The 20,480-nt window shown below is 59.8% G+C and carries 20 protein-coding genes; 7 read left to right on the top strand and 13 right to left on the bottom strand.

Translation table 11 applies throughout. The features are described from left to right. Positions 1-25 precede the first annotated feature (25 nt). From hisI to NTD86_RS01470, 7 genes are all read left to right on the top strand, one after another. Entirely contained in the window at positions 26-427 is a 402-nt protein-coding gene (gene hisI / locus NTD86_RS01500) for a phosphoribosyl-AMP cyclohydrolase (RefSeq protein ID WP_019412272.1), read from the top strand. Further along, the gene (locus NTD86_RS01495) at positions 420-752 is read left to right on the top strand and encodes a phosphoribosyl-ATP diphosphatase (protein ID WP_262200368.1); all 333 of its coding nucleotides are present in this window, start codon (positions 420-422) and stop codon (positions 750-752) included. The genes hisI and NTD86_RS01495 overlap by 8 nt, the downstream gene beginning before the upstream one ends. 23 nt (positions 753-775) lie before the next feature. Further along, positions 776-1,054 (top strand): twin-arginine translocase TatA/TatE family subunit, encoded by a 279-nt coding sequence (locus NTD86_RS01490; RefSeq protein ID WP_262200367.1) that lies wholly within the window; start codon positions 776-778, stop codon positions 1,052-1,054. Positions 1,055-1,064: 10 nt separating this feature from the next. Further along, on the top strand, positions 1,065-1,508 hold the full coding sequence (gene tatB, locus NTD86_RS01485; protein ID WP_262200366.1) for a Sec-independent protein translocase protein TatB: 444 nt from the start codon (positions 1,065-1,067) through the stop codon (positions 1,506-1,508). Positions 1,509-1,512: 4 nt separating this feature from the next. Beyond that, the gene (gene tatC, locus NTD86_RS01480) at positions 1,513-2,325 is read left to right on the top strand and encodes a twin-arginine translocase subunit TatC (RefSeq protein ID WP_262200365.1); all 813 of its coding nucleotides are present in this window, start codon (positions 1,513-1,515) and stop codon (positions 2,323-2,325) included. After that, positions 2,322-3,032 (top strand): 16S rRNA (uracil(1498)-N(3))-methyltransferase, encoded by a 711-nt coding sequence (locus NTD86_RS01475; RefSeq protein WP_262200364.1) that lies wholly within the window; start codon positions 2,322-2,324, stop codon positions 3,030-3,032. Before tatC ends, NTD86_RS01475 begins: the two co-directional genes overlap by 4 nt. A gap of 201 nt (positions 3,033-3,233) precedes the next feature. Then, on the top strand, positions 3,234-4,799 hold the full coding sequence (locus NTD86_RS01470; protein WP_262200363.1) for a methyl-accepting chemotaxis protein: 1,566 nt from the start codon (positions 3,234-3,236) through the stop codon (positions 4,797-4,799). A gap of 82 nt (positions 4,800-4,881) precedes the next feature. On the opposite strand, the gene NTD86_RS01465 is transcribed toward NTD86_RS01470, so the two are convergent. The 13 genes from NTD86_RS01465 to NTD86_RS01405 all read right to left on the bottom strand — a co-directional run bounded on the left by NTD86_RS01465 (position 4,882) and on the right by NTD86_RS01405 (position 20,478). Further along, positions 4,882-5,616 carry an amino acid ABC transporter ATP-binding protein gene (locus NTD86_RS01465; protein WP_262200362.1) on the bottom strand — a complete coding sequence of 245 codons (735 nt, stop codon included), beginning with the start codon at positions 5,614-5,616 and terminating at the stop codon, positions 4,882-4,884. Next, complete coding sequence (locus NTD86_RS01460) at positions 5,609-6,568, bottom strand: amino acid ABC transporter permease (RefSeq protein WP_410016936.1); 960 nt, start codon at positions 6,566-6,568, stop codon at positions 5,609-5,611. Before NTD86_RS01460 ends, NTD86_RS01465 begins: the two co-directional genes overlap by 8 nt. A 147-nt stretch (positions 6,569-6,715) precedes the next feature. Then, positions 6,716-7,513 carry a transporter substrate-binding domain-containing protein gene (locus tag NTD86_RS01455; RefSeq protein ID WP_262200452.1) on the bottom strand — a complete coding sequence of 266 codons (798 nt, stop codon included), beginning with the start codon at positions 7,511-7,513 and terminating at the stop codon, positions 6,716-6,718. A gap of 289 nt (positions 7,514-7,802) precedes the next feature. Beyond that, positions 7,803-10,355 (bottom strand): glucans biosynthesis glucosyltransferase MdoH, encoded by a 2,553-nt coding sequence (gene mdoH, locus NTD86_RS01450; RefSeq protein ID WP_262200360.1) that lies wholly within the window; start codon positions 10,353-10,355, stop codon positions 7,803-7,805. Then, positions 10,348-12,027: a glucan biosynthesis protein G gene (locus tag NTD86_RS01445; RefSeq protein ID WP_410016935.1), complete on the bottom strand. Its 1,680-nt coding sequence runs from the start codon at positions 12,025-12,027 to the stop codon at positions 10,348-10,350. Before NTD86_RS01445 ends, mdoH begins: the two co-directional genes overlap by 8 nt. A gap of 288 nt (positions 12,028-12,315) precedes the next feature. Continuing rightward, positions 12,316-12,753 (bottom strand): D-aminoacyl-tRNA deacylase, encoded by a 438-nt coding sequence (gene dtd, locus NTD86_RS01440; RefSeq protein ID WP_262200358.1) that lies wholly within the window; start codon positions 12,751-12,753, stop codon positions 12,316-12,318. Further along, positions 12,750-13,721, bottom strand: coding sequence for a prolyl aminopeptidase (gene pip, locus NTD86_RS01435; protein ID WP_262200357.1), 972 nt, complete (start codon positions 13,719-13,721; stop codon positions 12,750-12,752). Before pip ends, dtd begins: the two co-directional genes overlap by 4 nt. 456 nt (positions 13,722-14,177) lie before the next feature. Continuing rightward, entirely contained in the window at positions 14,178-14,984 is an 807-nt protein-coding gene (gene hutG / locus NTD86_RS01430) for an N-formylglutamate deformylase (RefSeq protein WP_262200356.1), read from the bottom strand. An 11-nt stretch (positions 14,985-14,995) separates the two neighbouring features. Continuing rightward, positions 14,996-16,195 (bottom strand): imidazolonepropionase, encoded by a 1,200-nt coding sequence (gene hutI, locus NTD86_RS01425; protein ID WP_262200355.1) that lies wholly within the window; start codon positions 16,193-16,195, stop codon positions 14,996-14,998. Positions 16,196-16,215: 20 nt separating this feature from the next. Beyond that, positions 16,216-17,760, bottom strand: coding sequence for a histidine ammonia-lyase (gene hutH, locus NTD86_RS01420; RefSeq protein ID WP_262200354.1), 1,545 nt, complete (start codon positions 17,758-17,760; stop codon positions 16,216-16,218). 17 nt (positions 17,761-17,777) lie between these two features. Continuing rightward, positions 17,778-18,602, bottom strand: a complete 825-nt coding sequence (locus NTD86_RS01415) for a glycine betaine/L-proline ABC transporter ATP-binding protein (RefSeq protein ID WP_262200451.1) — start codon at positions 18,600-18,602, stop codon at positions 17,778-17,780. 2 nt (positions 18,603-18,604) lie between these two features. Beyond that, positions 18,605-19,456, bottom strand: a complete 852-nt coding sequence (locus tag NTD86_RS01410) for an ABC transporter permease (RefSeq protein WP_262200353.1) — start codon at positions 19,454-19,456, stop codon at positions 18,605-18,607. Positions 19,457-19,509: 53 nt separating this feature from the next. Beyond that, positions 19,510-20,478, bottom strand: coding sequence for an ABC transporter substrate-binding protein (locus NTD86_RS01405; protein ID WP_262200352.1), 969 nt, complete (start codon positions 20,476-20,478; stop codon positions 19,510-19,512). Positions 20,479-20,480 lie beyond the last annotated feature (2 nt).

Genomic DNA, 20,480 nt, shown 5'->3' with positions numbered 1-20,480 from the left:
TGGCATCGCGAGTGCGGAGTCAAACATGAAAGACTGGCTGGACGAGATCAAATGGGACAACGATGGCTTGGTGCCAGCGATTGCCCAGGACCATAAAACCGGGCGTGTACTGATGATGGCCTGGATGAACCGCGAGGCCTTGAGCCTGACTGCGGCAGAAAACCGTGCCATTTACTGGTCACGCTCGCGTGGCAAACTGTGGCGCAAGGGCGAAGAATCAGGGCACGTGCAAAAACTGCATGAAATGCGTCTGGACTGCGACGCCGACGTGATCATCCTGATGGTTGAGCAAATCGGCGACATCGCCTGCCATACCGGCCGTCAAAGCTGCTTCTACCGCGTTTACGAAAACGCCGAGTGGAAGACCGTTGATCCGGTGCTCAAAGACCCGAATGCCATTTATCACGCAGGCCACTCTCATGACTGACACCCTAAGCCGCGTCGCCAAAGTGCTCGAAGAGCGCAAAGGCGCCACGCCACAAAGCTCCTATGTCGCCAGCCTGTACCACAAGGGCCTGAACAAGATTCTGGAGAAAGTCGGCGAAGAGTCGGTCGAAACCATCATCGCCGCCAAGGATGCTGCCATCAGCGGTGACTGCAGCGATGTGATTTATGAAACGGCTGATTTATGGTTCCACAGCATGATCATGCTGGCCCAACTGGGGCAGCATCCTCAGGCTGTACTGGATGAACTGGAGCGCCGCATCGGCACTTCCGGACACGTGGAAAAAGCCTCCCGGCCTTCCGCTTAAACCCTTTTTTCAAGGAGCACAGCATGGGCATTTTTGACTGGAAACACTGGATCGTCATTCTGGTAGTCGTCGTCCTCGTCTTCGGCACCAAAAAACTGAAAAATCTGGGTACCGACGTGGGCGAGTCGATCAAAGGCTTTCGCAAAGCCATGAACGACGACGAAAAGCCTGCAGAACCTGTGGTTCCTCCTGCGCAGCCAACTGCCGCACCCACACCACACACCACTTCGAACCTGAATGAGCCGCACACCATTGACGTGCAGGCCCAAAAAGTCGAAGAGCCGACCCGCAAAGACGTGTGAGCCAAAACTAATGTTCGGTATCAGCTTCAGTGAACTGCTACTCGTCGGCCTGGTTGCCCTGGTGGTGCTGGGCCCCGAGCGCCTGCCAGGTGCTGCACGCACCGCAGGCCTGTGGATCGGTCGCCTGAAACGCAGTTTCAATGCGATCAAACAGGAAGTTGAACGTGAAATCGGCGCTGACGAAATCCGTCGCCAGTTGCACAACGAACACATCTTGTCGATGGAAGAGGAAGCCAAGAAGATTTTGGCCCCGCTGCAGCCGACAGTGCCTCCCGTGGTCCCGACTGAACCAGCCCCGGTTGCACCCCCTGCCGTAGCGCCCGAAGTCGCTCCTGTCGCGCAGCCACATGCTGATGTGCCAGCACCTTCGGCACCGACCAGCCAAAGCAAGACCGAGTCCGAGCCTGCGCCGCCAGCGCCACACGACCCAACCCTGCCACCGCGAGCCCCTTAAGCGCATGAGCGACTCCTCCAAGCACGAGCAGCCAGAACACGACCAGCCAATGCCGCTGGTCTCGCACCTGACCGAGCTGCGTACTCGTTTGTTGCGCTGTATTGCGGCGATCTTTCTGATCTTCATCGCCCTGTTTGCCTTCACGCAGCAGATCTACACCCTGGTATCCACGCCGCTGCGTGAATACCTGCCAGCGGGTGCCACGATGATCGCCACCGACGTGGCCTCGCCGTTCCTCACGCCGCTCAAGCTGACCATGATGGTCTCGCTGTTCATTGCCATCCCGGTGATCCTGCATCAGGTCTGGGGGTTCATTGCGCCCGGCCTGTACAAGCATGAGAAGCGCATTGCCGTTCCGCTGCTGATCTCCAGCATCATTTTGTTCTACGCGGGTATGGCCTTCGCCTACTTCCTGGTCTTCCCGCTGGTGTTCAAGTTTTTCGCCGCCGCAACCCCCGAAGGCGTGGCGATGATGACCGACATCAGCAGTTACCTTGATTTCGTCATGACCCTGTTCTTTGCCTTTGGCGTGGCCTTTGAAATCCCCGTGGCCGTGGTGCTGCTGGTGTGGATCGGTATCGTCGACGTCAAATACCTGCGCAAGATCCGCCCTTACGTGATCATTGGTTGCTTCGTCGTGGGCATGATCCTGACCCCGCCGGACGTCTTTTCGCAGACGCTGCTGGCCGTCCCGATGTGGATGCTGTTTGAAATCGGCATTCTGTTTGGCAGCCTGATCAGTAAGAACAAGCGCGGCGACGAAGAAGAATCGGCCGACAGCGACACCAACGCCCAACCGCCAGCGCCACACGCGTGAACCTGCTGCTCCTCGAAGAGGCTGATTTCATTGCCGCCGATCGCGTGATCCTGCGTGATCGGCGCCTGACCCACATGCAGGACGTCCACCGTGCCGCGGTGGGCGACACCCTGCGCGTCGGGCGTATTGGCGGGCTGATGGGCAGCGCCGAGCTGGTGCGCCTTGAGGCCAAGGAAGCGGAGCTGGTGATCCTCAACCTCGACCAGCCACCGCCAGAAAAACTCCCGCTGACCCTGTTGCTGGCCCTGCCGCGCCCGAAGATGCTGCGCCGCGTACTGCAAACAGTCGCCTCGATGGGCGTGCCCAGGTTAGTTCTGGTCAACAGTTATCGGGTCGAGAAAAGCTTCTGGCAAACACCGTTTCTGGAGCCCGAAGCCATCCGCGAACAGTTGATCCTGGGGCTCGAGCAAGCTCGCGATAGTGTCTTGCCGCAAGTGATCATCGAAAAGCGCTTCAAGCCGTTTGTCGAAGACCGCCTGCCAGCCATGGTCGAAGGCACCTTGGGGCTGGTCGGTCATCCAGGGGACTACCCGGACTGCCCACGCGGCCTGAGCCAGGCCGTGACACTGGCGATTGGCCCGGAAGGCGGGTGGATCCCTTACGAGATCGACCTGCTGGCCAAGGCCGAGCTGCAACCGGTCCAGCTCGGCGCCCGCATCCTGCGGGTCGAAACCGCCGTCACCGCCCTTCTCGCCCGCCTGTTCTAAGCCCACCGCCTCCTGTAGGAGCGCGCCTGTCTCGCGATCTTTCAGTCATGGCAATAAGCCACTTCTTGCGACCTAGGTCACACATTCGACAAGTGCCCTACAGTTATCTCCTACAGCGCCGATGCGCTGTTAAGCCACGAGCACCGCATAGCAATGGACAACTGTGCGTCGCACGATCCGGGTCAATAAAGGAGCAGCACCATGTACCGTCGGTTAGCCCAACTACTCGGCAATATGAGCGTCAATCGTAAACTCAGCTTAGGTTTTGGCCTGGTATTGGTATTAACCGTACTGATTACAGTGGCTGGCTGGAATGGCCTGTCCTCGGTAATCGAGCGGGGTGACAAGCTGGCCAGTATTTCCAAGATCATCGAGCTGACCAAAGACCTGCGCATTGCACGTCTGGACTATCAAATCACTCACCAGTCAGATGCCCAACATGAAGTGGATGAGCGTCTACGTGAGCTGGAGAGCATTCTGGAGGCCTCGCGCAAGCAACTGAGCATGCCCGAAGACCTGGCATTGGTTGACCAGCAGCTCAGCGCAGCGGCGGAGTACAAACGCGCCTTCAATGACCTGGCTGAAAACAAAAACATCGATCAAGCCCTGGAGCGCATGCACGTGCAGGGCAATAGCCTGATCGAACTGAGCCAAAAACTCTCAGCCCTGCAAACGGCCAAGCGCGACAAAGACAGCCAGCAAGCCAGAACACTCTTAGTCAGTTGTGCGCTGCTGGCCTTTGTCATCGGGATCATTGCCGCCTGGATCATCACCCGTCAGATCGTGGTACCGCTGCAGCGCTCGCTCAAATCCGTTGAGTACATCGCCGCCGGTGACCTGTCCCACGACACCATCACTGATCGCCGCGATGAGCTGGGCCAACTGCAAAAGTCCATCCAGAAGATGACCGAGGGCCTGCGCGAGCTGATTGGCGGGATCCGTGATGGCGTCACCCAGATTGCCAGCGCTGCCGAAGAGTTGTCAGCGGTAACCGAGCAGACCAGCGCCGGGGTTAACAGCCAGAAAGTCGAGACCGACCAGGTGGCTACGGCCATGAACGAAATGGCCGCGACAGTGCAGGAAGTGGCGCGCAATGCCGAAGAAGCCTCTGAGGCGGCGGGTGCGGCCGACCAACAGGCCCATGAAGGCGATAACGTGGTGGCACAGGCCATGGCGCAGATCGAGAAGCTGGCCCTTGAGGTGGCGCATTCCACCGAGGCCATGGACCACCTCAAGCGCGAAAGCGACAAGATTGGCAGCGTGTTGGACGTGATCAAGTCCGTGGCCCAGCAAACCAACCTGCTGGCGCTCAACGCGGCCATCGAGGCGGCACGGGCCGGTGAAGCCGGGCGCGGGTTTGCGGTGGTGGCCGATGAAGTGCGCAGCCTGGCGCAGCGCACCCAGCAGTCGACCGAAGAAATCGAAGAGCTGATAGCCGGCCTGCAAAGCAGCACGCTGCAAGTCTCCAGCAGCATGGACAGCAGCCGCAGCCTGACCGACAGCAGCGTCGAGTTGACCCGTCGCGCGGGCCAGTCGCTGGGCAACATCACCCGCACCGTGTCTGCCATCCAGGGCATGAACCAGCAAATTGCAGCGGCGGCCGAGCAGCAGAGCACCGTGGCTGAAGAGATCAACCGCAGCGTACTGAACGTGCGCGATGTGTCGGATCAAACAGCCGCAGCCAGCGAAGAAACCGCCGCCTCCAGTGTTGAACTGGCGCGACTGGGCACACACCTGCAGACGTTGGTGGGACGATTTAAGGTCTGAACCGCTAGGAGCGAGCTTGTCTCGCGATCTTTTGATGGGTTAAAAGATCGCGAGGCAAGCTCGCTCCTACGGGGTTTGGGTGTTACAGGACTTGGCGCAGAAACGCTTGGGCGCGCAGGTCTTTGGGGGCGTTGAAGAAGTCTTCCGGGGCTGAGTCTTCCAGCAGCTTGCCGTGATCGAAGAACAGCACACGGTTGGCCACTTCGCGGGCAAAGCCCATTTCGTGGGTCACGCAGACCATGGTCATGCCTTCCAGGGCCAGGGTCTTCATCACGTCGAGCACCTCGCCGACCATCTCCGGGTCAAGGGCCGAGGTCGGTTCGTCAAACAACATGACTTTGGGTTCCATCGCCAGCGCCCGGGCAATGGCCACACGCTGTTGCTGGCCGCCCGACAGACGCGACGGGAACTCATTGGCTTTCTGCCCAATCCCTACCTTCTCCAGCAATGCCAAAGCCTTGGCCTCACGCTCGGCCTTGCCGCGCTTGCGCACGACTTTCTGGGCCAGGCAGAGGTTCTCAAGCACGGTCATGTGCGGGAACAGGTTGAAGTGCTGGAACACCATGCCGACTTCACGCCGGTACGCGTTAACGTCGGTTTTCGGGTTGGCCAGGTCCACGCCGTCGATGCTCACCGAACCGGAGTCAAACTGTTCCAGGCCGTTGAGGCAGCGCAAAAAGGTCGACTTGCCGGAGCCGGACGGGCCGATTACCACCAGCACTTCGCCCTTGGCCACCGTGGTGGTGACGTTATCCACTGCCCGTACGATGTGCCCACGGGTGTCGAAGACTTTTACCAGTTCGCGAACTTCAATCACTTTGCGCGAGCCTCCGCTCAAGCCGGCTGGCGAAATGCGACAGCGGCAGGTTGATCAACAAGTACAGGCCCGCCACGCAGAACAGGATTTCAAACGGCGAGAATGAGGTGGTGATGACTTCACGACCACTTTTGAGCAGCTCGGTAATCGCAATCACCGACACCAGCGAGGTGTCTTTGACCAGGCTGATAAATTGCCCGGCCAACGGCGGCAGTACCCGTTTGAACGCTTGTGGCAGCACCACGTAGCGCATCGACTGGCTGGCATTGAGGCCAAGCGAGCGGGCCGCTTCGTTTTGCCCACGGGCGATAGACTGCACGCCCGCGCGGATGATTTCAGCCACGTACGCCCCCGTGAACAGCGACAGCGCGGCAATGGCGGCAAATTCGCGGGACAGGTTGAGCACGGTGCCAATGAAGAAGTAGAAGATAAAGATCTGTACCAGCAACGGTGTACCGCGTACCAGTTCGACGTACAAGGTCGACAGATCACGCAGGGTCGGGTTATTCGACAGTCGGCACAGCCCTGTCACCAGCCCGATCAGCAAGCCCAGCACACCCGACACCAGCGACAGCCAGACGGTGGTCCAAAGCCCCAGCAGCAGCGGCCCTGCAGCCCAATGCCGGGTCACGCCGATCACATCGCCTTCGGCGACATCGTCGCCCTCAGCCAATTGCAGGCTGTTGTCAGCCACGGTCAGACGCTGCTCGGTGCCGTCGTCGCCACGCAGTACCACGTCGGCATTGGCGCCTTTGCGGACCACTTCAAGCACGGTAGAGGTTTCAGCAGCCCGCTGGGCTTCCTCCGCCTGATAGGCGAAATACTGCGGGACTCGGTTCCAGCGCCATTCGTAGGCGATACGCGATGTGGACAAATACATCGCACCCGCCAGACCGATGAGTATCAGCACGGTCAAGACGTGCCAGGGCCACTGGGCTTTCTTTTGTTTGATCACTTTCACTATTTCCGTAGAGGGCAGCACGAACACAGGTCGTAATCGCTGGCGCAGACTGCGATGAAGTCCTTGGGGATTTCAAGGGAACGGATTGCTCCGCCCCCCTTCGCAGCCTTCGGCGGCGACTACGACAGCAAAGCGTGCTTATTCCATGTCTTTGAGCCAAGCGGTGTCTTTGAACCACTTGTCATGGATGCGATCGTAAGTGCCGTCTTCGTGGATCTGGTGCAGGAAGTTATTGATGTAGTTGATGCTGTCGTAGTCGCCTTTCTTCAGGCCAAACGCCAGCGGCTCGTAGGTGAACGGCTTGTCGAGGAACTCCAGCTTGCCGTTGCCGAACTTGTTGACCGCTACAACGTTGTACGGGGCGTCGTAGATAAAGGCGTCAGCCTTGCCGTTCACCACATCCAACACGGCTTCTGGCTCGTTGTCGTAGCCGTGGTACTGGGCTTTGGACATCAGCTTGCGCGCGACGATTTCACCCGTGGTGCCGATTTTGGAGGTCAGGCGGTACTGTGGGTCGTTGAGGTCTTTGTACGATTTGATCTTGTCTGCCAGTTCCTTGCGGATCAGCAGGGTTTGACCCACAACAATGAAGGGCTCGCTGAAGTTAAGACGCAGGTTGCGTTCCTGGGTCAGGGTCATGCCGCTGCCGATCATGTCGAACTTGTCGGTCATGAGGGCCGGGATGATCCCGTCATAGGCCGTGGACACCAGTTCCAGCTTAACGCCCATGGACTTGGCCATGGCTTTGAGCAGGTCCACTTCAAAGCCAATGATCTGGCCGCGTTTGTTGGTCATCTCGAACGGCATGTACGTTGGGTCCATACCGACTTTCAACGTCCCGCGCTTGACCGCGTCGTCAATGGCGCCTGCATGGGCTGCACTCACCGCCACCAGCGCCGTCACGCCGCACAGCAGTTTCGACAGAAATTTCTTCATCATCAACCTCCCCTCAACCGACTCAATAAAGGTGTTGGCCTGCGGCGGGCTTGCTTGATAAAGCCAACAAAGCCGGGCACTCACCCATTCGGGGACGGATGCTAACTCACGGAAGGTTTTGAGACGAGTTTTGCGCGTTAAAAGCACGACGGGCGGGGCGAAGTCAGATCACTGCGTGGGAGCGGGCTTGCTCGCGATACTGGCAACGCGATACATCTGATGGGTTAGGGAAAGGCCATCGCGAGCAAGCCCGCTCCCACAAAAAGCAGGGCGGGTTGCTCGCATCAGGTCACGCCGCTGGCTGCAACGGCAGCATCGGGGCGTGGTTATCGGCCGAAACCGAATCACGCCAGGCCTTGAGCCAGTCTTGGTGGTCTTCGCCCCACACCAGAGCGTGCAGACGTGCCAGCGCCACCGGGTCGCTCAACAACGCCATACGCTCGTTGTTGTTCAGCCCGTTCGGGCCAACCTTGAGCGCTTGACGCACCCGCTCTGCCCGCAGCCATTCGATCGGCTCGGCTTCACGGTGGCGCGACGTCGCCAGGGCGCACGCCAGGGCGTTTTGCTGCGGGTCAACCACGGCCCGTACAAAGCCCTCGTTGAGCGCGTGGTAGCGGTTCTCGTGGGTGTATTCCTCAGTGGCCGACAACTCACGCGGCGGCGCGTATTCCTCAGGAATCAGGAACAGCTTCTCGTCACGCGACTTGAGGCCCGGCTTGACCCGGCTGGAGAGCACCGACACCGGAATCGACAGCATCAGCGAACCCACAATCGGTACCAGCCACCACAGGAAGCTTGGGTTCAACCACAACACCAACGCAGCCCACGCAGCACCCAGCAGGGTTTGCGGGCCATGGCGGCGCACCGCTTCGCTCCACGGCGTGGAGTCGTCGTCACGTTGTGGCGAGTTCCAGGTTGCGGCCCAGCCCAGGAACGCAGCCAGTACGAAACGGGTGTGGAAGATCATGCGCACGGGTGCCAGCAGCATCGAGAACAGCATTTCGAGCAGCATCGACACAGTGACCTTGAACTTGCCGCCGAACTCTTTGGCGCCCTTGGCCCAGATCAGGATGATGCTCAGCAGCTTAGGCAAGAACAGCAGCACGATGGTGGTCGAGAACAGCGCGACCGCCTTGTCCGGGTGCCATTGCGGCCACAGCGGGTAGAGCTGGCGCGGCTCCATGAAGTACTGCGGTTCCATCAGTGTGTTGACCGCCAGCAAGGCCGTCGACAGCAGCAGGAAGAAGAACCACAACGGCGCCGACAGGTAAGACATCACACCGGTCAGGAACACCGCACGGTGTACCGGGTGCATGCCCTTGACCAGGAACAGGCGGAAGTTCATCAGGTTGCCGTGGCACCAGCGACGGTCACGCTTGAGTTCGTCCAGCAAGTTAGGCGGCAGTTCTTCGTAGCTGCCCGGCAAGTCGTAGGCGATCCACACGCCCCAACCGGCACGGCGCATCAACGCGGCCTCAACGAAGTCGTGGGACAGAATCGCCCCCGCAAACGCGCCCTTGCCCGGCAACGGCGCCAGGGCGCAGTGCTCGATAAACGGCTTCATGCGGATGATCGCGTTGTGGCCCCAGTAGTGGGACTCACCCAACTGCCAGAAGTGCAAACCGGCGGTGAACAGCGGGCCGTATACGCGCGTTGCAAACTGCTGCATACGCGCATACAGGGTGTCCATGCCCGAGGCCCGTGGCGCGGTCTGGATGATGCCCGCGTCTGGCGTGGCTTCCATCAAGCGCACCAGGCTGGTGAGGCATTTGCCGCTCATCACGCTGTCGGCGTCGAGTACCACCATGTATTTGTAGTCACCGCCCCAGCGACGGCAAAAGTCGTCGAGGTTGCCGCTTTTACGCTTCACACGACGGCGACGACGGCGGTAGAAAATCCGCCCGAAGCCTTCTGTTTCGCGGCACACATCCAGCCAGGCCTGCTGCTCGGCGACACAAATATCGGGGTCGTTACTGTCACTGAGGACAAAGAAGTCGAAACGGTCCAGATCACCTGTGGCGGCAACCGACTCGTACGTCGCCCGCAAGCCCGCAAACACACGGCTGACGTCTTCGTTACAAATCGGCATCACCAGCGCAGTGCGGGCGTTTTCCGGGATCGGCTCATCACCGGCACTGGCGCCGGAAATGCGGTACTTGTCGTGACCGGTCAGCAGTTCCAGGAAGCCCATCAAGGCGGTCCAGAAACCTGCGGACACCCAGCAGAACAAAATCCCGAACAGAATCAGGATGCTGGTCTGCAAGGCATAGGGCAGTACTTGTTGGGCGGTTTGCAGCAACGGTTGGTGCAGCACTTCATCCAGGTCGACGAATGACCAGCCCTGGTAAGGCATGATGCCTTTCATGTACCAGCCCGCAACGATGGTCTGACCCAGCATCAGCACCAGCAGGATGTAACGACGGATCGAACCCACCGTCCGCCAGCGGGCCTTGGGCAGTACGTGCTCGTCTTTTTTCGGCAGCACAGGGTTGCTACGCCCCGTAAGGCGCCGCCAGCCGCGCACCAGAATATTGGTACGCCATGGCTCGGGCACCACTTTGGTTCGACGAATCGGTGGCGTGGCCTTGAGCATCACCCGGCCTCGGGCATCGAGGGCGAGCATTTCGGCTTCCTCGAGTTCTTCGGCCGTGCTGAGGTTCAGACGCGAGCCCACCGAGGCCTGGGCGGCCTCGGCGGTATCGATGTCAGTGCGCGCCGACAGGCGTTCATGCAACTCGGCAAACGAGGTGCAGCTCGCCAGTTCGGCGCGCTGCTCCTCGCTCAGAGGCAGATGGGCCAGGTACTCGGCAAGCGAGACTGGCTGAGTGTGAGCATTACTCATCGGCAGGCAACTGGTAGCTCCAGGTCTCGGTCAGTACTTTTTCAGTCTTCACCGGCTCTGGCGTGGCTGGGGCAGCGTCGGCAGCCGGGGCTGGAGTGCCTTTGGCGTCCTTGGCTTTTGGTTCTTTCGGCTCTTTCTTCTCGTGCACCTTGGCCGCCACTTTCTCAGCCTTGGCCACGGTGGCAGGCGCCTGCTCAACGTCCTGGACCAGCGCTGCACGCAGCTCGGTGGACTTGCTCGGGTCTTTGACCTTCAAACGCAAGGTCAGACGCCAGCCTTTGGTTTCCGGGTTGTAACGCAGGTTGTTTTCAACCAGATCGGCGTTGTCACCCACGCTCACCTGGCTGCGCACAGGCGCATCGGCAGGCAGTTTGGCCAGCGCCGGGCCTTCGAAGTCCACCAGGTAGGCCACGCTGCCGTCAGGTTGACGGATCAGGTTGGACTGCTTCACGTCACCGGTCGAACGCATGGTCTGCTTGACCCAGGCGCTGTCGGCAGGGTGCAGGGCTGCTTCGTCCAGGGTCCAGTGCAGGCGATAAGCGTAGTCAAACGGCTTGCCTGGCTCTGGCAGTGTGCCCGGGCTCCAGAACGCCACAATGTTGTCGTTGGTTTCATCAGCAGTCGGGATTTCTACCAGATCAACCGAACCCTTGCCCCAATCACCTTGTGGCTCGATCCAGGCGCTTGGACGCTTGTCATAGCGGTCATCCAGGTCTTCGTACTGGCTGAAGTCACGGCCACGTTGCAGCAAGCCAAAGCCGCGCGGGTTTTCGACCGCGAAGTTGCTCACCGACAGGTGTTTCGGGTTGTTCAGCGGGCGCCAGATCCACTCACCGTTACCGGCATGAATCGCCAGGCCCGACGAGTCGTGCAGTTCGTGGCGGTAGTTGAGGACTTTGGACGGCTGGTTCGCACCGAACAGGTACATGCTGGTCAGCGGAGCGATGCCCAGCTTGCCCACTTTGTCACGCAGGTACATTTGCGCCTTTACGTCCACCACGGTGTCGACGCCTGGGCGCAGGATGAAGCGGTAGGCGCCGGTCGCGCGCGGCGAATCCAGCAAGGCGAAGATCACCAGGTGTTTGTCATTTGGTTTTGGACGTTCGATCCAGAACTCAGTGAAGCGCGGGAACTCTTCGCCCGACGGCAGTGCGGTATCAATCGCCATGCCACGCGCCGACAAGCCGTAGGTCTGGCCCTTGCCGATCACGCGGAAGTAGCTCGCGCCCAGCATGGTCATGATTTCGTCTTGCTTGTCTGCCTTGTTGATCGGGTACAACACGCGGAAGCCGGCCCAACCGAGGTTTTCGGTGGCTTTAGGGTCGAACTTGACGTCGCCGAAATCAAAACGACTCGGGTCGTACTTGATCTCTTCAACCTTGTCGGCCGTCACTTCGTTGATTTTCACCGGCGTGTCGAAATGCATGCCCTGGTGATAGAAGGACAGCTTGAACGGGGTCTTGTCCCCCGCCCACTGGGCTTTCTCGCGCTTGAACTGAATCTTCTGATAGTCCGCGAATTTCATGTCACGGAATTCGTTTGGCAGATTGCTGCGCGGCGCTTGGTATTTCTGTTCGGCCAGGGCTTTAGCCTGAACCGCTACGTCATCCAGACTGAATGCCCACAGTTGACCCGCACCGAACAAGCAAAAGAGCGCAGAGCCCGTCACCAGTGCGTTACGTAACCGCTTGGCAGACCGTTTTGGTGCATTTAATGGACTAACAATCACGAGCAACCTCGCCGAAAACAGATGATGAAACCAACGGCCAGCGATCAAAATGCCGGGTTGGCGAGCACTGTTCCGACCGTCGAAGGGAAAAATGATTCCCCAGACGTGTCGGATTAGTGTCTATGGTAGCGCGGGATTATCTAGTAGCCCGCGTGACAACGCATCTATTGTCACTAAGTATTTCTAACGAAAAGTACATGTTTTTGGATGAAAACACGCTTTTTCAAGATTTTAGATCTGTAACAGAAATGTCACAGGGCCATCGTTGACCAAATGCACCTGCATATCGGCTCCAAAACGGCCGGATTGGACCGTCGGATGAAGCCGTTTTGCTTCGGCCAGCACGTGTTCAAACATCGCCTCGGCCATCGCCGGAGGAGCCGCTGTGGAGAAGCTGGGCCGCAGACCACTTTTGGTGTCTGCCGCCAGGGTAAATTGCGACACCAGCAGCAGACCGCCGTCGATGTCCTTGAGCGACAGGTTCATTTTGCCGTCAGCGTCGCTGAACACCCGGTAATTGAGCAGCTTGTGCAGCATCTTGGCGGCATGGGCCGGGGTGTCATCGGGTTCGACGGCCAGCAGCACCAACAAACCTTGATCGATGGAACCGACGACCTCCCCGCCTACCTCTACCCGCGCGCCTGTGACGCGCTGCAGCAAGCCTCTCATGCTTCGTCCTGTGGCAAGTTGAGCAGCCGTCGGGCCATGTCCTCGGTCGCTCGCACCAGAGCATCGGTTATCCCGACCTCAGAGGCCGCGTGGCCAGCGTCACGGATCACTTGCAGCTCGCTGCCCGGCCAGTTCTGATGCAGCTCCCAGGCGTTATCGAGCGGGCAGATCACGTCGTAGCGGCCATGCACGATCACGCCCGGCAAGTGGGCAATCTTGTGCATGTCGCGGATCAGTTGGTCCGGCTCAAGGAACGCGCTATTGGTGAAATAATGGCATTCGATCCGGGCAATCGACAGGGCCCGGTGCGGGTCGCAAAACCGGTCAACCACTTGTGGGTTGGGGCGCAACGTCGCGGTGCGGCCTTCCCAGGTCGACCAGGCCTTGGCGGCGTGCATCTGGGCGATCTGATCATTGCCGGTCAGGCGTTTATGGAAGGCGCTGAGCAGGTCACCTCGTTCCTCCGCCGGGATCGGCGCGATGTAGTCCTGCCAGTAATCCGGGAACAGGCGGCTGGCGCCTGCCTGATAGAACCATTCGATTTCTTGCGCACGGGCCAGAAAGATCCCGCGCAGGATCAGCCCATGGACACGATCCGGGTGGCTTTGCGCGTAAGCCAGCGACAGCGTGGAGCCCCACGAGCCGCCAAACAGCACCCACTTGTCGATGCCCAGGAACAGACGAATCCGCTCCATGTCTGCGACCAGGTCCCACGTGGTGTTGTTATCCAGACTGGCGTGTGGCGTCGAGCGACCGCAGCCGCGCTGGTCGAAGGTAATGATGCGGTACACGCCCGGATCAAAATAACAGCGGCTGTTGGCATCACACCCTGCCCCTGGTCCGCCGTGCACAAAGACCACCGGCAAGCCGTCGGGCGTGCCACTTTCATCGACATACAAGACATGCGGCCCATCAACAGCAAGATCGTGCCGGGCGTAGGGTTTGATCTGCGGGAACAAGGTCTGCATTACACACTCCGCGGGAGGGTTGAGGTCATCCCTGGTGGGGACTTCAAGAAATAGTGCCGTTTGGCATCATAAACCCGATTGGCGGATTGAGCATGGGGTTATAGCGAACAGGCTTTTGCCCTCACCCCAACCCTCTCCCGGAGGGAGAGGGGGCTGACCGAGGTATAATCAGATTCAACGCAAGATCTCACGACCACAAAAAACCAAAACAACCCCCAATCAATCCTCTCTCCCTCCGGGAGAGGGGGCTGACCGAGGTGTAGTCAGATTCAACGCAAGATCTCACGACCACAAAAAACCAAAACAACCCCCAGTCAGTCCCTCTCCCGGAGAGAAAAGGCTGACCGAGGTTTTTCAGATTCAGCGCAGTCACTTGCAGCGCACGTGCTATCTCCAGCAACCCCCAATCAATCCCCTCTCCCTCCGGGAGAGGGTTAGGGTGAGGGGCTTTTGACGTTAGCTCTTGGCGTAGCGCTCTTTACCCCACTCGATCACCCGCGCCAGCAATTGCTTGAGCACCACCTGCGTCGGCGCCGCCAAATCTTCGCGGTAGTTGAAAGGCTCGAACTCTTCCATGTAGGTGCTCTGGGCCAGTTCCAGTTGCACCGCGTGGATATTGTCCGCCGGCTGACCGTAATGCCGGGTGATATGCCCACCCTTGAAGCGCCCGTTCAGCACATGGCTATACGCCGGATGTTCGGCGCATATCGCTTCAAGATCACTGGCCAGCTGCGGTGCGCAGCTCGCACCGTTGAACGTCCCCAGGTTGAAGTCAGGTAAACGCCCCTCAAACAGATGCGGCACGTGCGAGCGGATCGAGTGGGCATCAAACAGCAGCGCATAGCCAAACTCGTCTTTCAGGCGCTGAAGCTCCCGTTGCAAGGTCTGGTGGTAGGGCCTCCAGATTTTTTCCAGGTACGTCGCCCGCTCTTGCGCAGTCGGGACTTGGCCTTCGCGAAATAACGGCACGCCATCAAACAAGGTGGCCGGGAACAACCCGGTCGTCGCGCCCACGTACATCGGCGCGTCGTCTTCAGGGCGATTGAGGTCGATCACGAACCGCGAATACTCGGCCGCCAAGGTGCTGGCTCCCAACTCCTCGGCAAATTGATAAAGCCTGGGGATGTGCCAGTCCGTGTCCGGCAGACTTTGCGCTTCGGGGATCAACCCGGCCTCGACCGCAGGCGTCAGTTTCAACCCCGCATGGGGCATGCTGATCAGTAACGGTACACGGCCTTGTTTGAATGTCAGAACCTTATCCACAGCCTGTTCTCCTAAAGCTCAACGCCGTTGCGCACGACGCGTTTGTCCAGATCTGCACCCAACCAGTACGCAAGGTCTGCCGGGCGATCAATGTTCCAAGCCACAAAATCGGCCACTTTGCCGGGCTCCAGCGAGCCGTGGGTGTCGCCCATGCCCAGAGCCGTCGCGGCGTGCTGGGTCACGCCTGCCAGGGCTTCTTCCGGGGTCATGCGGAACAGGGTGCAGGCCATGTTCAGCATCAGGCGCAGCGACAGCGCAGGCGAGGTGCCGGGGTTGAGGTCGCTGGCAATGGCGATTTTGACCCCGTGTTTACGCAGCGACTCCATGGGTGGCAGTTGGGTTTCGCGCAAAAAGTAGAACGCCCCCGGCAACAACACCGCCACCGTCCCGGATTGGGCCATGGCCACGGCGTCTTCTTCGGTCATGAATTCCAGGTGGTCAGCCGACAACGCCTGATAACGCGCCGCCAGGCTGGAGCCGTGCAGCGACGACAGTTGCTCGGCGTGTAATTTGACCGGCAAGCCCAGTTGCTGCGCCACCTTGAATACCCGCTCGACCTGCGCCGGTGAAAACGCCAGGTATTCGCAGAAGGCGTCAACTGCATCCACCAGCCCCTCGCCTGCCAACGCTGGCAGCATTTCGGTGCAGATGTGCTCGATGTAGTCGTCTGCCCGGTCTTTGTACTCGGGGGGCAAGGCGTGCGCCGCCAAACAAGTGCTGCGCACCGTTACGGGCAGTTCCTGGCCCAAACGGCGAATCACCCGCAAGATCTTGCGCTCGCTCTCCAGACTCAAGCCATAACCGGACTTGATCTCGACACTGGTCACACCGTCGCGCAGCAAACACAGCAAACGCTGACGGGCACTGGCGAACAATTCGTCCTCGCTGGCGGCACGGGTCGCACGCACGGTGCTGGCAATACCACCGCCTGCTGCAGCAATTTCTGCGTAACTCACGCCTTGCAGGCGCTGTTCAAACTCGCCACTGCGATTGCCGCCAAACACCGTGTGGGTGTGGCAGTCGATCAGCCCTGGCGTTACCCAGGCGCCCTCCAAGCCAATGGTCTGATCGTACTCAGCGGGCGGAAGGTGCAGACGCGGGCCGATCCATTCGATGTAGCCATCGCGGGTCACGATAGCGGCGTCCTCAATGATCGAGTACGTGCCATTGGCCATGGTCGCGGCATTGCAGTTTTGCCAAAGCGTTTTCATTGCATCACTCCCTCGATGTCTCAGGCCAGGTAAGGCGCCAGTGACTGCAACGCACGCGGGTCTTTGAGGATCGCCGCGCTCTTGGCGATTTCCGGCGCCAGCCAGCGGTCTTGATCGTAAGGCGCTACGTGTTCGCGCAGTAATTGCCAGGCCACCTGGGTACCCGCGCCAAAGTGTTTGGCCGTATGGAACTCAAAGGCCTGCGCGGCCAGCAAGTACTCGATGGCCAACACTTGCGTGCAGTTTTCCAGCACCTGCAACAGTTTGAGGGCCGCGTTAGTGCCCAGGCTCAGGTGGTCTTCTTGCAGGGCCGAGGTCACGTAGTTGTCGAGCACGGCAGGCTGGGCCAGTTGACGGTTTTGCGCGCACAGCGAGGCGGCGACGTACTGGGTGATCATCATCCCGGAATTGACGCCCGGCTGGCTGACCAAAAATGCAGGCATGTCGCTGACGTGCGGGTTGATCAGACGGTCGAGCCTGCGCTCGGCAATCGAGCCGATCTCGGCCATGGCAATCGCCAGCCCATCGGCCGCCAGCGCGACGGATTGTCCATGCGGGTTGGCCTGGCTCACCACGCGATACGCATCGGGCGTGCCCAGTACCATCGGGTTGTCGTTGACCGAGTTGAGTTCGGTTTCGATCTGCACGATGGCGTGCTTGAGCTGGTCGCGCGCGGCGCCATGCACCTGCGGGATAGAGCGCAAGCTCAGGGCATCCTGGGTGCGCACGCCCTTGCTGCTGGCGATGACTTCGCTGTCGGCCAGCAGGCGGCGTAGCGTGGTGCCCACCTGCTGCATGCCCGCATGGGGCTTGAGCGCGAGGATTTCAGGGTCGAATGCGTCGATCTGACCACGCAGCGCTTCAAAGCTCATGGCACCGGTTACGTCCGCCCAGGCCAGCAAATGCTCGGCATCGGCCAGCGCCAGACAACTGAGGCCGGTCATGCACGGCGTGCCGTTTACCAAGCACAACCCGTCTTTGGCGCCCAGTTGCACCGGGCTCAGGCCTTCGGCATCCAACGCTTGCTGCGCGGGGACGATCTGCCCGCGGTAGCTGACATTTCCCACCCCCAACAGGCCAACGCCAATGTGCGCCATGTGGGTCAAATACCCGACCGAGCCTTGGGACGGCACCTGCGGAGTGATCTGATGGTTGAGCAGCGCCAGCAGCGCTTCGACCACTTGGCGATGCAGGCCGGATTTGCCCTGGCTGTATTGAATGACCGCCGCGCAGATGATCGCGCGGGTCTGTTCATTGCTCAGCGCCGGCCCCACGCCACAGGCATGGCTGAGCAAGGTGTTACGCGACAGCGCACTCAATTGCTCGTGCTGCAGCGACACGTTGCTCAAGCCGCCCAGGCCGGTGTTGATGCCATAGGCACGTTCGCCGCTGTGCACAATGCGCTGCACGATGGCCTGCGCGTTATCGACCCGCGCCCAGGCCTGGGCCGACAACTCCAGCCGCGCGCCATGCCGGGCAACCGCCACCACGTCTTGCCAGCGCAGGCGGGCGTTGTCGATGATCACGGGATCGATCACCACTGCTTGGTTGTGTACGTTACTCATCGCTCACCTTTCTAAAGCTAAACCGCCACGGCGCGGCGTTGAACAAAACGGTCAACATAATCATCGGCCGGGGAATGAAGAATGTCTTTGGGCGTACCGACCTGAATCAGTCGCCCGTCCTTGAGAATCGCAATCCGGTTGCCGATCCGCACCGCTTCATCCAGGTCGTGGGTGATGAAGACGATGGTCTTGTGCAGGGTCTTTTGCAGCTCCAGCAACTGGTCCTGCATCTCGGCACGAATCAACGGGTCGAGGGCACTGAACGCCTCGTCCATCAGGATAATGTCGGTGTCGGCGGCCAAAGCGCGGGCCAGCCCGACACGCTGGCGCATGCCGCCCGACAGTTGGTGCGGGTATTTGTTTTCGTAGCCCTTCAGGCCCACGGTGTTGATCCAGTGCAAGGCCCGCTCGGCGCACAGGGCTTTGCTTTCGCCGCGCACTTTGAGGCCGTAGGCGACGTTGTCGAGCACGCTTTTGTGCGGCAACAAACCAAAACTCTGGAACACCATGCTGATTTTATGGCGGCGGAAGTCGCGCAAGGCTTCCATGTCGTACTGCAGGATGTCCTGGCCGTCGACCAGGATCACGCCGCTGGTGGGGTCGATCAAGCGGTTGAAGTGACGCACCAGCGTCGACTTGCCAGAGCCCGACAACCCCATGATGACGAAAATCTCGCCCGTGCCGATGCTCAGCGACAGGTCATTGACCCCCACCACGCAGCCAGTCTGGGCCAGCACCTGGTCTTTGGTTTTTTGCTGTTGGATCAAGGCCAGCGCCTCTTTGGCGCGGCTGCCAAAAATCTTGAACACGTTTTTGACTTCGATTTTTGCAGGCGTCGTCATGTTCATTTGCTCACCTCATGCCGTGGTCGGCCATACGCCTGGGTAATGCGGTCGATCACCACCGCCAGAATCACGATGGCCAGCCCGGCCTCCAGCCCTTTGCCGACGTTGAGCGTCTGGATGCCCACCAGCACGTCCTCGCCCAAGCCTCGTGCGCCAATCATCGAGGCGATCACTACCATCGACAGCGCCATCATTGTGGTCTGGTTGATACCGGCCATGATGCTCGGCATCGCCAGTGGCAGTTGCACGCCGAACAGTTGCTGCCAGCGGTTGGCACCAAAGGCATTGATGGCTTCCATGACTTCGCTGTCGACCTGGCGGATCCCCAGGTCGGTCAGGCGAATCAGCGGGGGCGCAGCGTAGATCACGGTGGCGAAAATCGCCGGCACTTTGCCCAGGCCAAACAGCATCAGCACCGGGATCAGGTACACGAAACTCGGCATGGTTTGCATGATGTCGAGCACCGGCATCAGTACCGCGCGCAAACGATTGCTACGCGCGGCCAGAATGCCCAGCGGGATGCCGATCAGCACCGAGATCAACGTGGCCACCAGCATCAATGCCAGGGTTTGCATCAGCTTGTCCCACAAGCCAACGGCCCCCACCAAAAACAGCAGGCCGACAATCACTGCCGTGGTCATGGCCTTGCGCGTTGCGTGCCAGGTAATGCCCGCGACGATGGCCAGCACCAGCCACCACGGCGCCATGCGCAGCACGGTTTCTAAATTGACGATGGCCCACAGCAACGTGTCGGAAATATGCCGGAACACATCGCCATAGTTGGCCACCAGCGAGTCAACCCAACCGTTGACCCAGTCCGCTACAGAAAATGTAAAACGCTCGGGAAACATAAAGACTCTCGATCAAATGAAAGGGACGTTATCCACAGCTACAGCGTCCGCTCTCATAGCGCCGCTTCGATTTTTTTGGCGGCGTCTTCATCGACCCAGGCGTGCCAGACTTCCGGGTGCTGCTTGAGGAACTCTTTGGCCAGTTTTGGTGAGTCGATGCGTTCTTTGCTCATGCGGGCCAGGTTCTGGTTGAGCAGATCGATCGGCAGGTTGACCTTCTCCAGCACAGCGACCAGTTCCGGGGCCTGCTCGCTGAAGGTTTTAGAGACGCCCACTTTGATGTCTACGTGCTTGTCGACACCGGGTTTTTCATCCAGCTTGACCAGGTCAACGCTGCCCAACAGCGGGGTCGGTGACCAGTAATAGAACAGGATCGGCTCGCCGCGCCGGTAGCTCGACAGCACGGCCGCATCGAGGGCCGGGCCGGTGCCTGGGCGGAAGTTGGTGTAGGTGGTGTCCAGGCCATAATCCTTGAGCATTTCGGTGTTATCCAGCTCACAGGTCCAACCCGCCGGGCAGTTGTAGAAGCGGCCCTTGCTCGGCTCTTCCTGGTCTTTGAACACCGAGGCGTACTGCGCCAGGTCGGCGATTGACTTGAGGTTCGGTGCCGAGGCTTTGATCTTGCGGCTCTCATCACCTTCGATCACGTAGCGCGGCACATACCAGCCTTCAACAGCGCCCACCACCGGCGCACCCACGCCTACCACTTTCCCGGCCTTCTCTGCCTTGATCCAGACGTTGCTGCGGCCCACCCATTCTTCGGCAAACACTTGAATGTCGTTGCTGCTCAGGGCGTTTTCCATGGCGATGGAGTTGCCCGGCAAGCTGTCGGTTTTACAGCCGTAGCCTTTTTCCAGCACAAACTGCATCAGGTCTGTGAAGAGCATGCCGCTCTCCCAGTTGAGCCCGGCAAATTTCACCGGTTTGCCTGATTCACACCAGGTGGCCGCCTGGGCAGTACCTGCAGCAACCAACACGCTGAGGGAAAGTAATGGAGTCAGTAGAGTCTTGTAGATTTTCATTG

It is taken from the genome of Pseudomonas sp. 7P_10.2_Bac1 (assembly GCF_025465935.1).
Lineage (GTDB): Bacteria > Pseudomonadota > Gammaproteobacteria > Pseudomonadales > Pseudomonadaceae > Aquipseudomonas.
This window is presented reverse-complemented; position numbering and strand designations above follow the sequence as displayed.